The sequence below is a fragment of the Rheinheimera sp. UJ51 genome, assembly GCF_020819615.1.
Lineage (GTDB): Bacteria > Pseudomonadota > Gammaproteobacteria > Enterobacterales > Alteromonadaceae > Alishewanella > Alishewanella maricola.
Genome location: NZ_JAJHOG010000006.1, coordinates 188,654 through 204,398 on the forward strand (window position 1 = coordinate 188,654; position 15,745 = coordinate 204,398).

The following is a 15,745-nucleotide window of genomic DNA, read 5'->3' on the forward strand; positions in this document are numbered from 1 at the left end:
ATTAAGAGGATTAACAAAGCGGGTGTATAAGGTTAACGAAGTTTTTCAAACCATTCAGGGCGAAGGTAGTTTTACCGGTATGCCAGCGATTTTCGTACGGTTGCAAGGCTGTCCTGTGGGCTGTGCTTGGTGTGATACCAAGCACACTTGGGCCATCAATCTGGAACAACAAGTCGATTTAGCTCAGGTCAGTGCGAAACAAGCCGATAGTGAATTTTGGGCAGATGTCACACCGCAAGCCTTGTTAGCACTGTTTGCCGAGCGTGGTTATCAAGCCCGGCATGTGGTGATTACCGGTGGTGAACCCTGCATGTATGATCTCGTTCCATTATGCCAAGCGTTAAGCGAGCAAGGTTACAGTAGCCAAATTGAAACCAGCGGCACATTTGAAATAAAAGCCCCTGCTGATTGTTGGGTGACGGTATCACCAAAATTGAATATGGCGGGGGGCTATAAAGTTTTAGCTAGCGCTTTGCAACGCGCTGATGAAATTAAACACCCGGTGGCCATGCAAAAACACGTTGATGAGCTAGTGACGTTATTAACCGAGCATCAAATTTTAAATAAGTTAGTGTATTTACAACCGATTAGCCAGCAAAAGCGCGCCACTGAACTTGCCATCGCCAGCTGTATTCAGCATAACTGGCGCTTGAGTGTGCAAGTGCATAAATACTTGGGTATTGAGTAAAATGCCCTAAAGGCTTAGGCGTTATGTTCGAACCAGCATTCAAGTTGTTCTAAGCAGTAGGCAGGATCACTTTGTGCTAAGCTCACCTTAAGTGCCGGTTGCATTGGCAGTAATTCTAACCAGCGCCCGGCCAGCCAAGCGCCATCATCCAGTTTAGGCTCTGGGTATAACTCCGCTAACAGCGGGTATTCGGCTAAAAGCTCAGCAAAGGATTGGGCAAAGCCATGCTGAGCTGCCGGCAGCAGTGTATCAGCCCAATCTGCTTGTGCTTCTACCTCGGCGATGTGCAAGTTATCACTCTCTTGCCAACGGTGGCGGATATGATAACGACCTACGCCACGTAAGGTGATGCCTAACAGACCATCTGGCAACGCTTCAAAATCTTCTATTTTCACCTTACAGACCAGTGGCAATATCCGATCAGGGTGTTGTTGACTGACGAATGGATTTAATGTGGCCATCGCAAAATCACGTTTTTCACTTAGTGATTCTTTGACCAACCGGACATAGCGTGGCTCAAATACCCGCAATTTCATTCTGCCACCGGGTAACAGAAAACTGCTTAATGGAAATAGTGCCAATTGCTCGCTCATAACTACTGCATATGTTTATTCAAGATAGTGAATATTACGGACTCAATGAGCAAGCAGATTGCTCGCATAAAAAAAACTGCAAGCTACCGAGGGTAAATTGCAGTTTTGCTGGATTAACGACCCGAGATTTTGCGCTCAGGATCATCTTTTAATTTGGGGATTTTTAAACCGAGTTCTTGGCCGCGATTGCGGGCAAAGTAGGTGCAGCCATAAAACATGACGCAAGATAACACTAACTCTACTGCAGACAAGGCTTGATATAAGCCGCTGCTGACCCATAAGTTGGTTAAACTGTGTAAAAAATAGATCATGACAATAAAATTAGCCCAAGCAAAGGTATATGCTTTGGCTTTGATAATGCCTATCATCGGTAACCATAACGGTAGCCACAAAAAAAGGAGTGTACTAAGCGTGCTGGGTTGCAAATTTTGATCTTCACCATAACTCACTGGGGCCAACCAAAGATGCCACAGCGGGATCAAAAGCCATAAGCCCCAATAGCCAAGCCTACCCAATAACAGAAAACGTTGGGTTTGCGCAGACATGGGCACTGCAGAAGTTGCCGTCATTAACTTGTAAATCCTTTATTTTTCAATGCAATACTAAGTTGGCCTAGGCGTTTTCCAAACGCCAAGGCTAATCGCTGTTCGTCAACCGATAACTGGGTATCATGGTTTAAACCACTGACATGGCTTGGGCCGTAAGGTGTGCCGCCACTCTGGGTTTTATGCAACTCAGGCTCGCTGTAAGGCACGCCCATTAACACCATACCGTGATGTAGCAAGGGTAACATCATACTGAGTAGGTTGGCTTCGTTGCCCCCATGCAAACTGCCTGAAGACGTAAAGACCCCCGCGGCCTTGTTAATTAATTCGCCTTTAAGCCAACAACTGCTGGTTGAATCCCAAAAAGCTTTAGCTTCAGCAGCCATATTACCAAAACGTACAGGGCTACCAAAGGCTAAACCATCACATTCTCGTAACTCTGCTAATTCAGCGACGGGGTGTTTAGGCACGCTGCTTTTATCAAAACCAGCTATACAGCGAACTTTTGCTTCTGCACCGGCTTGTTGGATGCCGCTGGCGATTTTCTCAGCCAAAGCAGCGACTGAGCCATGGCGTGAGTAATAGAGGACTAAAACACTGCAAGTCATGCTAACAACGCTTCAATATTAGCTAACGGCCGGCCAATCGCCGCTTGCTCACCTTTAACGACGATAGGGCGCTCCATTAAACGTGGATGTGCGACTACGGCCTCGATAATCTGCTGCTCGCTGAGCGACGGATCTGCCAAGTTCAAACTTTGATACTCTGGCTCTTTACTGCGTAAAATCTGCCGTGCAGGTAATTGTAACTTCGCCAGTAAATCAACGATGGCTGAGTAATTGAGTGGCGTTTTTAAGTATTCAATAACTTGATAGGGTTGGCCGCTATCGGCCAGAAGCGCTAAGGCGTCACGGCTTTTTGAGCAACGTGGGTTATGGTAAATAATCATTATAGGTCCTCATCGTCAGTTACATGCGTTGCAAGCGCTCAAATTCAGCTTGCAGTTGACGTTTTTTGGCTTCAATTCGCCGGTTTTCTAAACGGGCATCGGGTTTAAGACTGTTCAACGCTTCATTCAAATCATCGATGGCTTTTGGATAATTAGCCAATTGATAAAACAGATCTGAGCGTGTTTCATAATATTTGGCGAAGTCTTCTTGTGCTTTATAAGCTTCTGACAACAAATCATAAGCTAAGATATTATCGTCTTTGTAATACAATAAGTTACGTAGCAAATGTACGGCTAAACCATAGTTAGCTGATTTCACGGCCACGTTAGCGTAGTTTAACGTTACCACTTGGTTGTTAGGCCGCAGTAAATAGGCTTGTTGTAAAAACTCTTTTGCTTGTTCGTATTTCTTTTCAGCTATCAAGATATCCGTATACACATCAAGGTAATACAGGTTGTACGGATCTTGCTTCAGCAAGTCTTCTATAAGAACACGGGCTTCTTCGTAGTTTTTATTATCCAGCTTGGCAATGGCTAAACCGTAATGATTGGCACGGGTATTGCCACCGGGTTCGGTTAGCATACGTTCGAAGATGATTAACGCGTCTTTGGTGCTGTAATGATAACGGGCCAAAATACGCGATTTAGTTAAAGTGAAATCTTGGCTATCCGGCACAAAACGTTGTGGGAACTGTTGCGCACGTAAACGGGTGTCACTGACTCGAGCTTGCGAAAGAGGGTGCGTTTGTAAAAAGGATAATTGTTGATTAACAAACCGGCTTTGTTGACTTAACCGGCTGAAAAATATCGGTACGGCATTGGGATCAAAACCCGCTTCGGCTAAGATCGTCATCCCTATACGATCAGCTTCTTGTTCATTACTGCGGGTAAAGTTAATGGCACTTTGCTGTGCCGCGCCCTGCGAGGCGGCCATCGCAGCCATGCCAGCTTCTGGATTGATGGTCGCTAAAATAATCGATCCCAACAAACTGGCAATGGTCAGCGGCGAACGTTGGTTTTGCGCTTCAACAAAACGGGCGATATGTCGTTGTGTCACGTGGGCAACTTCATGGGCGATCACCGACGCAAACTCACTTTCACTTTCAGAGACCGCTAAAGTACCCGTATGAGAAACGATATTGCCGCCTAAAGAGGCAAAAGCATTAATCTCTTTGTTATTGACCCAATAAAATTTAAAAGGAAATTTCACATCATTCGAGCGAGCGACTAAACGGTTACCCAGTGCATTAAGGTACTCATCGAGTAAAGGGTCGTACACCATGGGTAAACGAGCACGGGTTTGTCGGATCAGTACATCACCGATTTGTTTTTCTTTTTCAGGCGTTAAAGTTGAAAAAGCGTTGCCGCCAATATCGGGCAATGTATTTAAAGCCATAGCGGATGGCGTCTGCAAACTTAATGTGAGCAGAGAGAGCAAAATTGTCTTTCTTACTGCAAAGCGTATCATAAATCACTGACCTGTTTGATGCTGCAAATTAAGCTACATTTCTGCTGGTTTGGCTCTGTTAAACGCTGTAAGTTCAGTTAAGTTCAACGAAGCGTCACTGTTTGTCGCTTTTTAATACAATCAGTAAGCTAACGGCTCAATACTGCACTAATTTACCACATTCAGCACCTTGTCTAACAGTGAGTCGTTACTTTTATGCTGATGTTGGTATACTGCAAAATCGTTTAAATTTACGCGAGGCATCACATGCTAGACTGGTTACAAAAATGGTACAAAAACAAATTCTCTGATCCGCAGGTTGTTACGCTGTTTTTGATGCTGCTGACCGGTTTTTTTGCCATTTATTGGCTCAGTGGCATGTTAGCGCCTGTGTTGGTCGCCATTGTCTTTGCCTACTTATTAGAATGGCCCGTTGCACGTCTAACGCGCTGTGGTTTTAATCGAACCATCAGTACTAGCGCAGTAGTGCTTGGTTTTATGAGCATTTTGATCCTGCTGTTGATGTGGGTGGTCCCGATTGCTTGGTATCAAGGCCGAAACTTATTACGCGATTTGCCACAAATGATTGCGCTCGGTCGCACTTACTTACTCGAATTACCTGAACTGCTGCCCGGCATGGTCGGCGAAGATCAGATTTTATTGCTGATGCAATCAGTTGATGAGCGAGTCATGACGTTTGGTCGCACTGTGTTGTCGTTATCACTGGGATCTATTGTGGATTTAGTCGCGCTGCTGATTTATCTGGTATTAGTACCGGTCATGGTTTTCTTTATGCTGAAAGATAAAACCGAGTTGTCTAATGGCTTTGTGCAGTTTTTACCCGATGAGCGCAAATTAATTACTCAAGTTTGGCATGAAATGAACGTGCAGATCATGAATTATATTCGTGGCAAAGTGCTAGAAATTGTCATTGTCGGTACGGTGAGTTACGCGGTATTTTCGTTGTTTGGGTTAAATTATGCGATGTTATTGGGCTTATTGGTCGGTTTCTCGGTACTCATCCCCTACATCGGGGCGGCTGTGGTCACGCTGCCCGTAGCTACAGTGGGGTTGTTTCAGTTGGGTTTAACACCTGAATTTGGTTACTTACTGTTGGCGTATGGCATTATTCAAGCCTTAGATGGCAATGTATTGGTGCCGCTGTTATTTTCAGAAGTGGTCGACTTAAACCCCGTTTACATCATCATTGCGGTATTGTTTTTCGGAGGGTTATTTGGTTTCTGGGGGATTTTCTTCGCCATACCATTAGCTTCACTGGTAAAAGCAACAGCGAAAGCGTGGTCAACGAGAGTCCATCCCGCTGACCCCGCAGATTAATATTACCAGCGATAATTTAGGTTCACACCCGCACTAACATAACGACCTGGTGCGGGTTCAAAAGCGCGGCCATTACTTTGATTAACCACCACCGCACCCACATTTTTCCGATCGGTTAAGTTGTTCACTTTTAGCCAATAACGCACTTGCCACTGTGCTAACACCTGCTCGGTGCTGATAGCGGCATCAAAAGTAACGGCGCTTGGCGCAAAATCACTATTCTCATCATCGGTTGCAATTTTGCTACGATAGCTGCTGATCCATTCTAAATACAACGGCAGCGTTAAGCGGGGTTGATAGCGTAATTGCGAATAGGCATCTGTTTTTGCTACGCCGGGTAAGCGATTTCCCGATAGTGCTGTTGATGCAAAGGTCGCATCAAGTAAGGTTAAGCTAAAATCGTGTTGCAAATGCGCGGATAACGCGGTGCGCATTGCCAACTCAATACCATCTCGCGCCGTATTACCGGCATTACGATAACTGGTGCGGCCGTTATTGCTACTGGCAACCAACAATTCATCGCTGCTGCGGATACTGAACACACTTAAGCTCATACTGCTCGCAGCATCTTGGTACTTTATACCTGTTTCCCACTGTCGATTCTCACTGGCTTGTAAGCCTAAATTTAAGCCACTGCCTTCAGTTTTATAGGCAAGCTCGCTTAATGTGGGGGCTTCAAAACCTTGACCCGTACTCATAAACCAAGCCCAGTTTGCGGCAAACTGATAATTTATACCGATGGCGCCAGCGTGTTGGTAATAATTGCGCTCACCACTGTCATCGGGATTGGCGCCTTGGATAAAATTATCGCGAATAGCATAGTGCAGTTCGCTGTAGCGTAACCCCCCATTAAAGCTCAATTTATCGGTCGGTTGATAATTGACACGCCAGTAAAGATCCCGGTTTTCGGCGAGATTGGTTTCGTCGCGTCGCAAGTCACCGCGCTGTCCGAATTGATTGACATACCCTTGGCGAGCATCATCACTTTTGGCAATGGCCGCGCCAACCAGCGTACTCAGCTCAGGGTGCAGCTGCCATTGCTTTTGTGCATTAGCGCCTTGGAAATCGCGGTCTAGTGCGATAACACCGCCTGATGAGGTGATGGCAGAGCCGGGGAAGGCTAAGTTTTGCGCCACTTCACGATTACCTTGCCAAATAGCAACTTGCCAAGGATGCTTACCACTGTGTGCTAGGGCAAGGCTGGCTTGATGTTGTCGGGTGCTTTTAGTGGTATCAAACAAACTGGCTTGAGCCGCTGTTTGCTCAGGATCTTCTCGCCATTGCTCTGCAGATAAACTCAGCGGATCTTGCAGCAGCGGATCATTCGAGCCGTCAATGCGAACACGTAGGGTGAGCTCGTCTGTTAATAAGCTTTGCCAACCAAATTGAATTTGTTGCTTACGCGCGCTGGAACGCTCTCGAAAGCCCTCTGTTTCAAAGTGTTTAGCGGCCAACTGCCAACTATTATTTAATGAGCGTTGGCTAATTTGCAGTTGGTATTGCTGATGCATCGAACTTAACGCGAGATCACTGCTAACCCCACTGGGTTGTTGCTCATTAGTGTATAACGAAATCACGCCACCGGCGCCATTGCCATACAATACGGCCATCGGGCCACGTAATACTTCGGCATAAGCAATGTTATCGAGTAAAACGCTGGAGAGTTGGCCTTGGCCATCGGGTGCCGAGATGGGGATACCGTCTTGTTGTAAGTAAATACCACGAATACCAAAAGCGCTGCGGCTACCAAAACCACGTAAACTGAGCCGTGTGTCCTGCGCAAAATTGGCACGACTATCAACTTGCAAGCCAGGGATCCCTTGCAGGAGTTCCGCGCTATCGATTAACAGACCGTGTTCATTGCGCCTGGCAATGTCGATACTCGCAGGCGTACTGAGCCAAGATTGTTGTTGCTGACTGGCTGTAACCACAATAATTTCTGTGGGTTCAGCCGCGAATGCCGAGTAGGGCAACAAGCTGGTGGCAACAAGGCCACCGGCTAGTGTAGATCGAGGAAGCATAGACATTTTTAATTGGCAGCTTTTAATCGAAGAATTTGGCCATTAATTTGATCGGTCAGCAGATACACTGCACCATCAGGGCCTTGGCGGACATCACGGATCCGCTGGCCAATCATAATACGTTCTTCATGACTGACTTTTTCACCGTTGAGTTCTAAGCGCACGAGTTGACCAAATTTCAGTGATCCAACTAATAAGCTGTCTTTCCACCCAGGAATGGCGTCAGACAAGTAGAAGCTCATGCCGCTAGGTGCAATGGATGGCACCCAATAATGCATTGGCTGCTCTAAGCCGGCTTTTTTGGTTTGACCAATAGTGCCGCCGCCATATTCTTCACCATAAGTGATCACCGGCCAGCCATAGTTATGTGTGGCACGCGTTACGTTAATTTCATCACCGCCTTGTGGGCCGTGCTCATGCGTCCACAATTCACCCGTAACGGGATGCAGAGCTGCACCTTGAATATTACGATGACCATAAGACCAAATATCATCTAATACCGCAGCATCTTTCACATAAGGGTTATCGTTGGGTACGCTACCATCTAAATGTAAACGGATCACTTTACCGTGATGGTTATCTAAGGTTTGTGCATCATCACGGCGCTGCCCTCGATCGCCCAATGTAATAAATAAGTAGTTATTTTCTTTGATCACTAAGCGCCCGCCAAAGTGATGGCGGCTTTCAAATTTAGGATTAGCACTAAACACGATGTTTAAATCGCTGATCGCCGTGTCGCTCAAAGTTGCTAGGGCGACAGCCGTACTGCTGCCATTTTCGCCAGGCTGATTAAAACTAAAATAGAATTGCTTATTCGTTGCGAAATCAGGGTGTAACACCACATCAAGTAATCCCCCTTGACCGTTGATAACGATGTCAGGTAAGCCCTGTAAAGGTGCGCTCAGGCTACCGTCTGTATTAACTAAACGCAGCTTGCCAGCGCGTTCTGTGACCAACATCCGACCATCGGGTAAAAATGCCAAACCCCAAGGGTGCTCTAAGCCTTCGGCCACTTTTTCAACAGACAAGACTGATTTTTCTGTTTGTAAGGTTTGTGCATTCACAACAGGTGAGGCTAACAAAAGGGCCGAAGCCAAGGCAGAAAATGTCATCAATTTTTTCATCGGGTGCTCCAAATAAGGATAAAGCTAAGCGTAATCACTGAATATGATGCTAGCAGCTCTGTCATTATTTAGTATAACGACAGGCTAAAATGCGAGTCTGGCAAGATGAATGCTAGCTTTTTAAGTAGCTCAGTACGACTTCGTGGTGATCTTTGGTTTTAAATTTATCGAAGACTTTTGCAATGCTACCGTCTTGATTGATAAGAAAGCTTAAACGATGCAAACCCTCGTATTCTTTACCCATGAATTTTTTCAAGCCCCAAACGCCAAAAGCTTCTGCAACCTGATGGTCTTCATCGCCAAGCAAGGTAAAATTCAATTGATCGCGTTCAGCGAATTTGGCTAAGCGTGCCGGTGCGTCAGTGCTAATACCCACCACTTTAACGCCTAACTGTTCAAGTTCAGCCATGCTGTCACGCAGTGCACAGGCCTGCACAGTGCAACCTGGCGTCATGGCTTTTGGGTAAAAATAAACAAGTACGCGCTGCTGTTTAAGCAAAGCACTAAGGTTGACGGGCTGTTGTTGTTGATCGGGCAACGTAAAATCAGGGGCGATTTGTCCGGCGGTTAGTGTTTGCATAGCGTTTCCTTATTGTTGTGCTTGAAAAGTACCTTGTAAGCCGAGTTGTTGCATCAAGGCAAAGAGTTCTACAGAAATGTGTTCAGCATCAATCCCTTCCGCTAACTCCAGCGTCATTTGCGTATGCATCATTACGCCGTTTGCGCTGGGGCTGGTAGCCGATTGCAAAGAGCCAATGTAAATATTGTGACTGGCTAACAATCCCGTAATAGCACCAAGCGTACCGACTTTGTCTGGGCCCGCATAGTCCAAGACATAATGCGACACAACCTGGGTTTGCGATTGGCCACTAGTACGTTTACTCATCGTAGTTAGATCAAGTTCTAACCCTAGAGCCGGTAACAGGTGTTCAATACGGCTGATGGCCGGTAAATCGCCAGAGAGCAGCATAATAAAGGTGAATTCACTGCCGAAAATAGCCATACGGCTATCAATGATGTTGCAATTACATTCGGTCACCAAGCGGGCTAGCTTACTGACGATGCCGGTGCGATCCGGGCCTATCGCGGTAACCACAAGTTGAAGAGGCATAGCACTTCCTATAAAGGTCTAAAAACAGCAGTTTTTTTGCCTGCATGATACGGCGCGCAGTTTAGCATATTGCAAATGAATGTCATCTGCCCTTACGCATCAGCAATCAGGGTGAAAGCTTGCTTGTGTTTACTGGCTGCTGTCTTTAACATAGGCGCCCTTAATACAAAATGTGGAGCCACAGTAGCATGTTCAAAGGTAGTATCGTTGCCCTGGTGACGCCGATGACCGATGAGGGTCAGGTTGATTTTGAGAGCTTAGCGCAATTAGTGGCTTTTCACTTGGCGCAAGGTAGTGCCGGTCTGGTGATTATGGGCACTACAGCAGAAGCCGCTACCTTAACCATGGCAGAACAACATGCAGTGATGGCTAAGGTATGCGAGCAAGTGGCGGGGAAGATCCCGGTCATTGCGGGTAATGGTGCAATGTCGACCAGTGAAACCATTGCTAAAACGCAATTCTTTGCTGATCTGCCCATCGATGGCTACCTAACGGTGACACCGTTTTACAATAAGCCAATGCAAAAGGGCATGCTGGCGCATTTTACTGCGGTAGCGGCGGCAACAGACAAGCCGATCATTTTATATAACGTGCCAGGCAGAACGGGCGTTGATTTACTACCGGAAACGGTAGCGGCTTTAGCGAAAGTCAACAATATTGTCGGTATAAAAGAAGCGACCGGTTCACTGGCTCGTCTAGCCGAGCTTAAAGCGCTATGTCCTGCTGATTTTTTACTGTTAAGTGGCGACGATGCGAGCTTTGCACAGTTTATGTTGGCGGGGGGGCATGGTGTCATCTCGGTGTCGGCTAATGTCGTTCCCGCGGCCATGAGCCAAGTGTGTCAGGCTGCTTTTGCCGAGCAAAATGCCGCAGCCTTAGCCATTGATGCAAAGCTTCAAGCGCTTCATCAAGATTTATTTATCGAATCCAATCCAATTCCAACAAAGTGGGCATTAAAGCGCATGGGCTTAATCAAGTCTGATTTTTTGCGCTTACCGTTAACCCAGTTGGAACCAATTCATGAAAAACGAATCGAACAGGCATTACAACAAGCCGGAATTTTAGAGCAGGAGTAGTTTAGGTGCAAAAGTGGGCAAATGGTATTATCGCTGTCAGCGTCTTAGTAAGTGGCTGTTCAGTTTTTGACAAAACACCAACAGAAAGCACTGAGCTGAAGAAAGTTAACCTGCAGATCCCCGCAGGTATGGCCACACCCAATCAGCCAGCAATCTATGATATTCCAGCCAATCAGCCGGTGAAAACCGCCTCAAAAGAACAAATCAGTAAGCGTTCTCCTACCTTAGTTCTTGCCACTGCAACCAGCAGTCGCCTAGAGGAAGAAGAAAAACTTGCTCGGGTATGGTTCGAACGGAATGATTTAACCGGTGAGTTAACGCCTTTTGTGACTGAGCAATTGCAGGCGTTTTTTCAACAGCAAGCCATTGAATTAAAGCAAACTGACGATGCCGGCTTACGGTATGAAACGGGTTGGATCAAGCGCTCTGAGACTTCCGGCTTTCTGTTTTGGAAATCTGAAGATGCCGTGGATCAAGTCCGTTTTCAAATTGAGTTAGCACCTCGGCCGCATGGTCGCAGTTTAAGTATGACGGTGACCTTGTTAGAGCATCAGTATTTTGTGCCAGGTGAACAGCTCAATGCGGTACAAATTAAAGCCAACGAAGTGAATTTACTTAACCGAGTGATTAATCAAGTGGCTGTAACCGAGGTCGCCAAGGCGCGTGAGTTACGTGCACAAGTGGCCGAAGTCTCTTTGGCTCCCGGTATCGACAAAGCCGGCAATGCCGCTTTAATCACTGAACAGCCGTTAGATGTGACGTGGTCACAGTTAGAGTTATTATTTAATGATTTAAATTTATCGGTAACAGATTTTGACCGTTCTGTTTATACCTATTATTTGAATTACACCAAACCCGAACGGGGTTTTTGGCGCACCATTACGTTGCGTGATGCCCCTTTACAGTTGCCAATAGAAAATGGCGATTACCGGATTGTGTTATCACGTTTAGCCAATAACCATACTGCGATTGCTTGGTTAGACAAAACAGGTGAGCCATTATCTGCTGATATTGTGAACAGTATTTACGAGCCGATGGTCACCGCCATCCGTGCAGCTGGTGCTGAGTTATAATCTGCGGTAAAAAGTCATTTGCGATCAGGCCAAAGCCCTTTATACTTTGCGCCTGATTTTAGTGCCTGCCGATCGGAGTTTAAAATGGTCCAAAAGACAACTGAGCTGTACCGTGGAAAAGCCAAAACAGTGTATAACACCACAGATAATACGCTGCTCGTGTTACACTTTCGTAATGATACCTCTGCTTTTGATGGTGAGCGTATTGAACAGCTTGATCGTAAAGGCATGATCAACAACAAATTTAACTTTTTCATCATGCAAAAGTTGCAAGAAGCAGGTATTCCAACGCAAGTTGAGAAATTGCTCAGCGATGATGAAGTGCTGGTGAAAAAGTTAGACATGATCCCAGTAGAGTGCGTTATTCGTAACTATGCTGCTGGCTCATTGGTGCGTCGTCTTGGTGTTGCTGAAGGGATGGCTTTAACGCCTGCAACCTTTGAATTGTTCTTAAAAAATGATGCGTTACACGATCCGATGGTGAATGAATCGTTGGCGGTGTCTTTTGGCTGGGCAACAGCTGAGCAATTAGCTGAAATGAAGCGTCTGACATTTAAAGCGAATGAAGTTTTAAATGCCTTGTTTGACGCAGCTGGGATGTTGTTGGTTGACTTCAAATTAGAATTTGGTGTTTTTAACGGCCAAGTGGTGTTAGGTGATGAATTCTCACCGGATGGCTGCCGTTTATGGGATAAAGCAACCCGTAAAAAACTAGATAAAGATCGCTTCCGTCAAGGTTTAGGTGGCGTGGTAGAAGCTTATGAAGAAGTGGCCAATCGTTTAGGTGTTCATTTAGGCTAATCGTTTGCTTGTTTGAGTGAAGCCACCTGCGGGTGGCTTTGTTATAATAAGGCGTAATCTGGTAAGCAGCGCAAAGGAGAGAGCATGGTCTTGGCTAAATGGCTGGGGTTAGCATTAATATTGTTGTTTAGCAATGTACTGTGTAGCGCAGAGCGCCCGCCTTTGTATCAGGCTGAAGTCAGTGCAGAGCAAACGCAACAGCAATGGCAACGTGAAGCCTTACAGCAAGTGTTAATGCGTGTGACTGGTCGTCCAGACATTATGCAACAAGCCGAGCTGCGTAGTGAATTAGCCAATGCCGCAAGCTACGTTAAGCAGTTTGAAGCGATCCGAACCGAGCAAGGCAATAAGGTTCGTGTTGTCTTAGACAGCCAACGTATTCAACAATTACTTAAAACTTACCAAATTCCAGTATGGGGTGGTCAAAGACCTGAAATTTTATTTTGGATTGTTGAACAACAACAGTTGCAACGTAATTTTGTGCGCCGCGCTGATAGTGTCTGGTTAACGAGCTTAAGCAGCGCTTTGCAGCAACAAGCCTTACCTTTTACTTTACCCTTGTATGATATCGACGACTTAATGTTGTTAACTGAAACTGATGTGTGGGCCGGGTTTTGGCAACAAATTGATGCCGCCAGCGCACGCTATCAAGCAGATGAAGTGGTGGTGTTATTACTGGAAACCACAAACGATAACCCCGAATTACCTTGGCGTTTAACCGCGTTGCGCCAGCAAGAAGGGCGCGTATTACGAAATGAATATCAAGCGGTCAGTGAAACAGAATTAATGCAGCAGTATGCGGCTAGCTTAGGTCAAGAACTGGCGCAACAATTCGCTATTTTACTTAACCCTGCAGCAGAGCAACATGTGGTACTGCAAGTCGGTGGTATGCAAAGTTTGGCCGAGGTGGTCAGTGTTGAGCGTAACCTTGCGAGTTTACTGGGGGTCAGCAAAGTTCAGATCGTGCAACAAAGCGCGCAATTTACCCGTTTTCAGCTGACTATCCAAATGAGTACCGAGCAATTATTGCAAAGCTTGCAGTTTGAACCGACTATTCAAAAAATCGATACCCTTGAACCTTCTTTCGGTGCTTATCCTGGGGTACCGATGCTGCAAACGGATCCTAATCCATCGGATGTTTTAGCGGTATTTCAATTTGTTAGGCGTTAAATGCAACTGACTTTAGCTGTTACTTTGCCTGAAGATGAAACCTTAGACAGTTTTTATGCCGCCGAACATAGTGCGGCAGTGAGCTTTTTAAAGCAGTATTTAGCTGATCCTAGTGGGCAAGCACCGGTGTATTTATTCGGTGCCAGTGGTAGCGGTAAATCGCATTTATTATATGCTGCCTGCGTGCAGGCGCATGAGCAAGGCCGCACCAGCCAGTTAGTGGCGTTGCAAGATTGTGAGCAATTAACTCCGCGGATCTTAGATAACCTTGAACAACTCGATCTGGTTTGTTTAGACAATATTCAGGCGGTGGCGGGCGATCTCAACTGGCAGGTGGCGGTGTTTGATTTATATAATCGTCTGGTTGAGCAAGGTAAAGCACTGATTATTGTAGCTAATCAAGCACCACAACAGCTGGGGATCACCTTACCGGATTTAGTGTCACGCTTGCATGCCTGCACCAGTTTTCAATTACGTTTGTTAAGTGATGACGACAAGCAAGGCTTATTACAGCAAAAAGCGCGGCTCAAGGGCATTGAACTACCTGCTGAGGCGGCGCGTTATTTATTAAACCACCATAATCGTGATATCCGCTCGCTGGTGGCTATTTTAGATCGACTTGATAAAGCCTCTATTGTGCATCAGCGCAAACTCACTATCCCATTCATCCGTGAAATTCTGCAACAAGCCTAAAATAATCAGAAAAATCTGCTTCTAAACGAAAAAAAATGCTGCTAAAACTGCGTGCTAGCCATTTCTGGTGTATTATTGGCGGCTTTGAATCTAGGCAATCCTGGTGACGTTGAGGACAACAATGAACCTGACAGCGATATTAAATGAGGCTCTGGCTGCGGTAGCAACCGCGAGCGATATTCCTGCTTTAGAAGAGGTTCGCGTAACCTTTATGGGTAAAAAAGGCAGTATTACCGATCTGCTGAAATCCTTAGGGGCGATGGACCCAGAGCAGCGTAAAATCGCTGGTCAACAAATAAACGAATTAAAGCAGCAAGTGCAAGACGCGCTAAATCAAAAACGTGATCTGTTACAACAAGCGCAACTGGCCGCTAAGTTGGCACAAGAGCGAATTGATGTCACCTTACCCGGCCGCGCTATTGAAAGCGGTGGCTTACACCCGGTCAGTCGCACTATTGCGCGGATCGAAAGTTTTTTTGCTGAGTTAGGTTTTGAAACCAAGCACGGCCCAGAAATCGAAGACGACTTTCATAACTTTGATGCGCTGAATATTCCTGAGCACCATCCTGCCAGAGCAGATCATGACACCTTTTATTTCAATCCTAAGCTGATGTTGCGCACGCAAACCTCGGGCGTGCAAATTCGCACTATGGAAAAAGAACAACCGCCACTGCGCATTATTTCGCCAGGTCGGGTGTATCGTAATGATTATGATCAAACACACACGCCAATGTTTCATCAAGTTGAAGGCTTAATGGTCGATAAAAATGTCAACTTTGCTGAGCTAAAAGGCATTTTGCATGACTTCTTGCAAAACTTTTTTGAAGAAGACTTACAGGTTCGCTTTAGACCGTCGTTCTTCCCATTTACAGAACCTTCCGCTGAAGTGGATGTGATGGGTAAAAACGGAAAATGGTTAGAAGTACTCGGTTGTGGCATGGTGCATCCGAATGTGCTGCGCTCTGTCGGCATCGATCCTGACGTGTACAGTGGCTTTGCCTTTGGTATGGGCGTTGAGCGTTTAACGATGTTGCGTTACGGCGTAACCGATTTACGCTCATTCTTTGAAAATGATGTGCGCTTCTTAAAGCAGTTCAGATAAGCGGAGTAGAACAA

At 46.0% G+C, this 15,745-nt stretch carries 17 protein-coding genes; 8 read left to right on the forward strand and 9 right to left on the reverse strand.

What is annotated here, in order from left to right:
* The first annotated feature begins 22 nt into the window (after positions 1–22).
* Complete coding sequence (gene queE / locus LMJ53_RS10135) at positions 23–688, forward strand: 7-carboxy-7-deazaguanine synthase QueE (protein ID WP_324295602.1); 666 nt, start codon at positions 23–25, stop codon at positions 686–688.
* A gap of 14 nt (positions 689–702) precedes the next feature.
* On the opposite strand, the gene LMJ53_RS10140 is transcribed toward queE, so the two are convergent.
* The 5 genes from LMJ53_RS10140 to LMJ53_RS10160 form a co-directional block, all read right to left on the reverse strand.
* A complete protein-coding gene (locus tag LMJ53_RS10140; protein WP_229585949.1) occupies positions 703–1,281 on the reverse strand; it encodes an LON peptidase substrate-binding domain-containing protein in 579 nt (192 codons plus the stop codon).
* 113 nt (positions 1,282–1,394) lie between these two features.
* Positions 1,395–1,850, reverse strand: coding sequence for a DUF2069 domain-containing protein (locus tag LMJ53_RS10145; protein ID WP_226751545.1), 456 nt, complete (start codon positions 1,848–1,850; stop codon positions 1,395–1,397).
* Complete coding sequence (gene wrbA, locus LMJ53_RS10150) at positions 1,850–2,434, reverse strand: NAD(P)H:quinone oxidoreductase (RefSeq protein ID WP_229585950.1); 585 nt, start codon at positions 2,432–2,434, stop codon at positions 1,850–1,852. The genes LMJ53_RS10145 and wrbA overlap by 1 nt, the downstream gene beginning before the upstream one ends.
* Entirely contained in the window at positions 2,431–2,775 is a 345-nt protein-coding gene (arsC, locus tag LMJ53_RS10155; RefSeq protein WP_229585951.1) for an arsenate reductase (glutaredoxin), read from the reverse strand. Before arsC ends, wrbA begins: the two co-directional genes overlap by 4 nt.
* 19 nt (positions 2,776–2,794) lie before the next feature.
* Complete coding sequence (locus LMJ53_RS10160) at positions 2,795–4,171, reverse strand: M48 family metalloprotease (RefSeq protein ID WP_229585952.1); 1,377 nt, start codon at positions 4,169–4,171, stop codon at positions 2,795–2,797.
* A gap of 318 nt (positions 4,172–4,489) precedes the next feature.
* Between LMJ53_RS10160 and LMJ53_RS10165 the strand changes: the two genes are divergently transcribed.
* A complete protein-coding gene (locus tag LMJ53_RS10165; protein ID WP_229585953.1) occupies positions 4,490–5,560 on the forward strand; it encodes an AI-2E family transporter in 1,071 nt (356 codons plus the stop codon).
* Between the two features lie 2 nt (positions 5,561–5,562).
* Here LMJ53_RS10165 and LMJ53_RS10170 read toward each other — a convergent pair whose 3' ends face one another.
* From LMJ53_RS10170 to LMJ53_RS10185, 4 genes are all read right to left on the reverse strand, one after another.
* Positions 5,563–7,587 (reverse strand): TonB-dependent receptor family protein, encoded by a 2,025-nt coding sequence (locus LMJ53_RS10170; protein ID WP_229585954.1) that lies wholly within the window; start codon positions 7,585–7,587, stop codon positions 5,563–5,565.
* Between the two features lie 2 nt (positions 7,588–7,589).
* A complete protein-coding gene (locus LMJ53_RS10175) occupies positions 7,590–8,705 on the reverse strand; it encodes a PQQ-dependent sugar dehydrogenase (protein WP_229585955.1) in 1,116 nt (371 codons plus the stop codon).
* Between the two features lie 112 nt (positions 8,706–8,817).
* Positions 8,818–9,285, reverse strand: coding sequence for a thioredoxin-dependent thiol peroxidase (gene bcp, locus LMJ53_RS10180; RefSeq protein ID WP_229585956.1), 468 nt, complete (start codon positions 9,283–9,285; stop codon positions 8,818–8,820).
* A gap of 9 nt (positions 9,286–9,294) precedes the next feature.
* On the reverse strand, positions 9,295–9,816 hold the full coding sequence (locus LMJ53_RS10185) for a glycine cleavage system protein R (RefSeq protein WP_229585957.1): 522 nt from the start codon (positions 9,814–9,816) through the stop codon (positions 9,295–9,297).
* Positions 9,817–10,004: 188 nt separating this feature from the next.
* On the opposite strand from LMJ53_RS10185, the gene dapA reads away from it, so the two are divergent.
* The 6 genes from dapA (at position 10,005) to pheS (ending at position 15,731) form a co-directional block, all read left to right on the forward strand.
* Positions 10,005–10,892, forward strand: a complete 888-nt coding sequence (dapA, locus tag LMJ53_RS10190; RefSeq protein ID WP_229585958.1) for a 4-hydroxy-tetrahydrodipicolinate synthase — start codon at positions 10,005–10,007, stop codon at positions 10,890–10,892.
* 5 nt (positions 10,893–10,897) lie between these two features.
* A complete protein-coding gene (bamC, locus tag LMJ53_RS10195; protein ID WP_229585959.1) occupies positions 10,898–11,965 on the forward strand; it encodes an outer membrane protein assembly factor BamC in 1,068 nt (355 codons plus the stop codon).
* A gap of 84 nt (positions 11,966–12,049) precedes the next feature.
* Positions 12,050–12,766 (forward strand): phosphoribosylaminoimidazolesuccinocarboxamide synthase, encoded by a 717-nt coding sequence (purC, locus tag LMJ53_RS10200; protein ID WP_229585960.1) that lies wholly within the window; start codon positions 12,050–12,052, stop codon positions 12,764–12,766.
* An 84-nt stretch (positions 12,767–12,850) separates the two neighbouring features.
* Positions 12,851–13,936 carry a DUF2066 domain-containing protein gene (locus tag LMJ53_RS10205; RefSeq protein ID WP_229585961.1) on the forward strand — a complete coding sequence of 362 codons (1,086 nt, stop codon included), beginning with the start codon at positions 12,851–12,853 and terminating at the stop codon, positions 13,934–13,936.
* Entirely contained in the window at positions 13,937–14,629 is a 693-nt protein-coding gene (hda, locus tag LMJ53_RS10210; protein ID WP_229585962.1) for a DnaA regulatory inactivator Hda, read from the forward strand. It abuts the gene before it with no gap.
* A 121-nt stretch (positions 14,630–14,750) separates the two neighbouring features.
* The gene (gene pheS, locus LMJ53_RS10215; RefSeq protein WP_226751559.1) at positions 14,751–15,731 is read left to right on the forward strand and encodes a phenylalanine--tRNA ligase subunit alpha; all 981 of its coding nucleotides are present in this window, start codon (positions 14,751–14,753) and stop codon (positions 15,729–15,731) included.
* Positions 15,732–15,745: the final 14 nt, after the last annotated feature.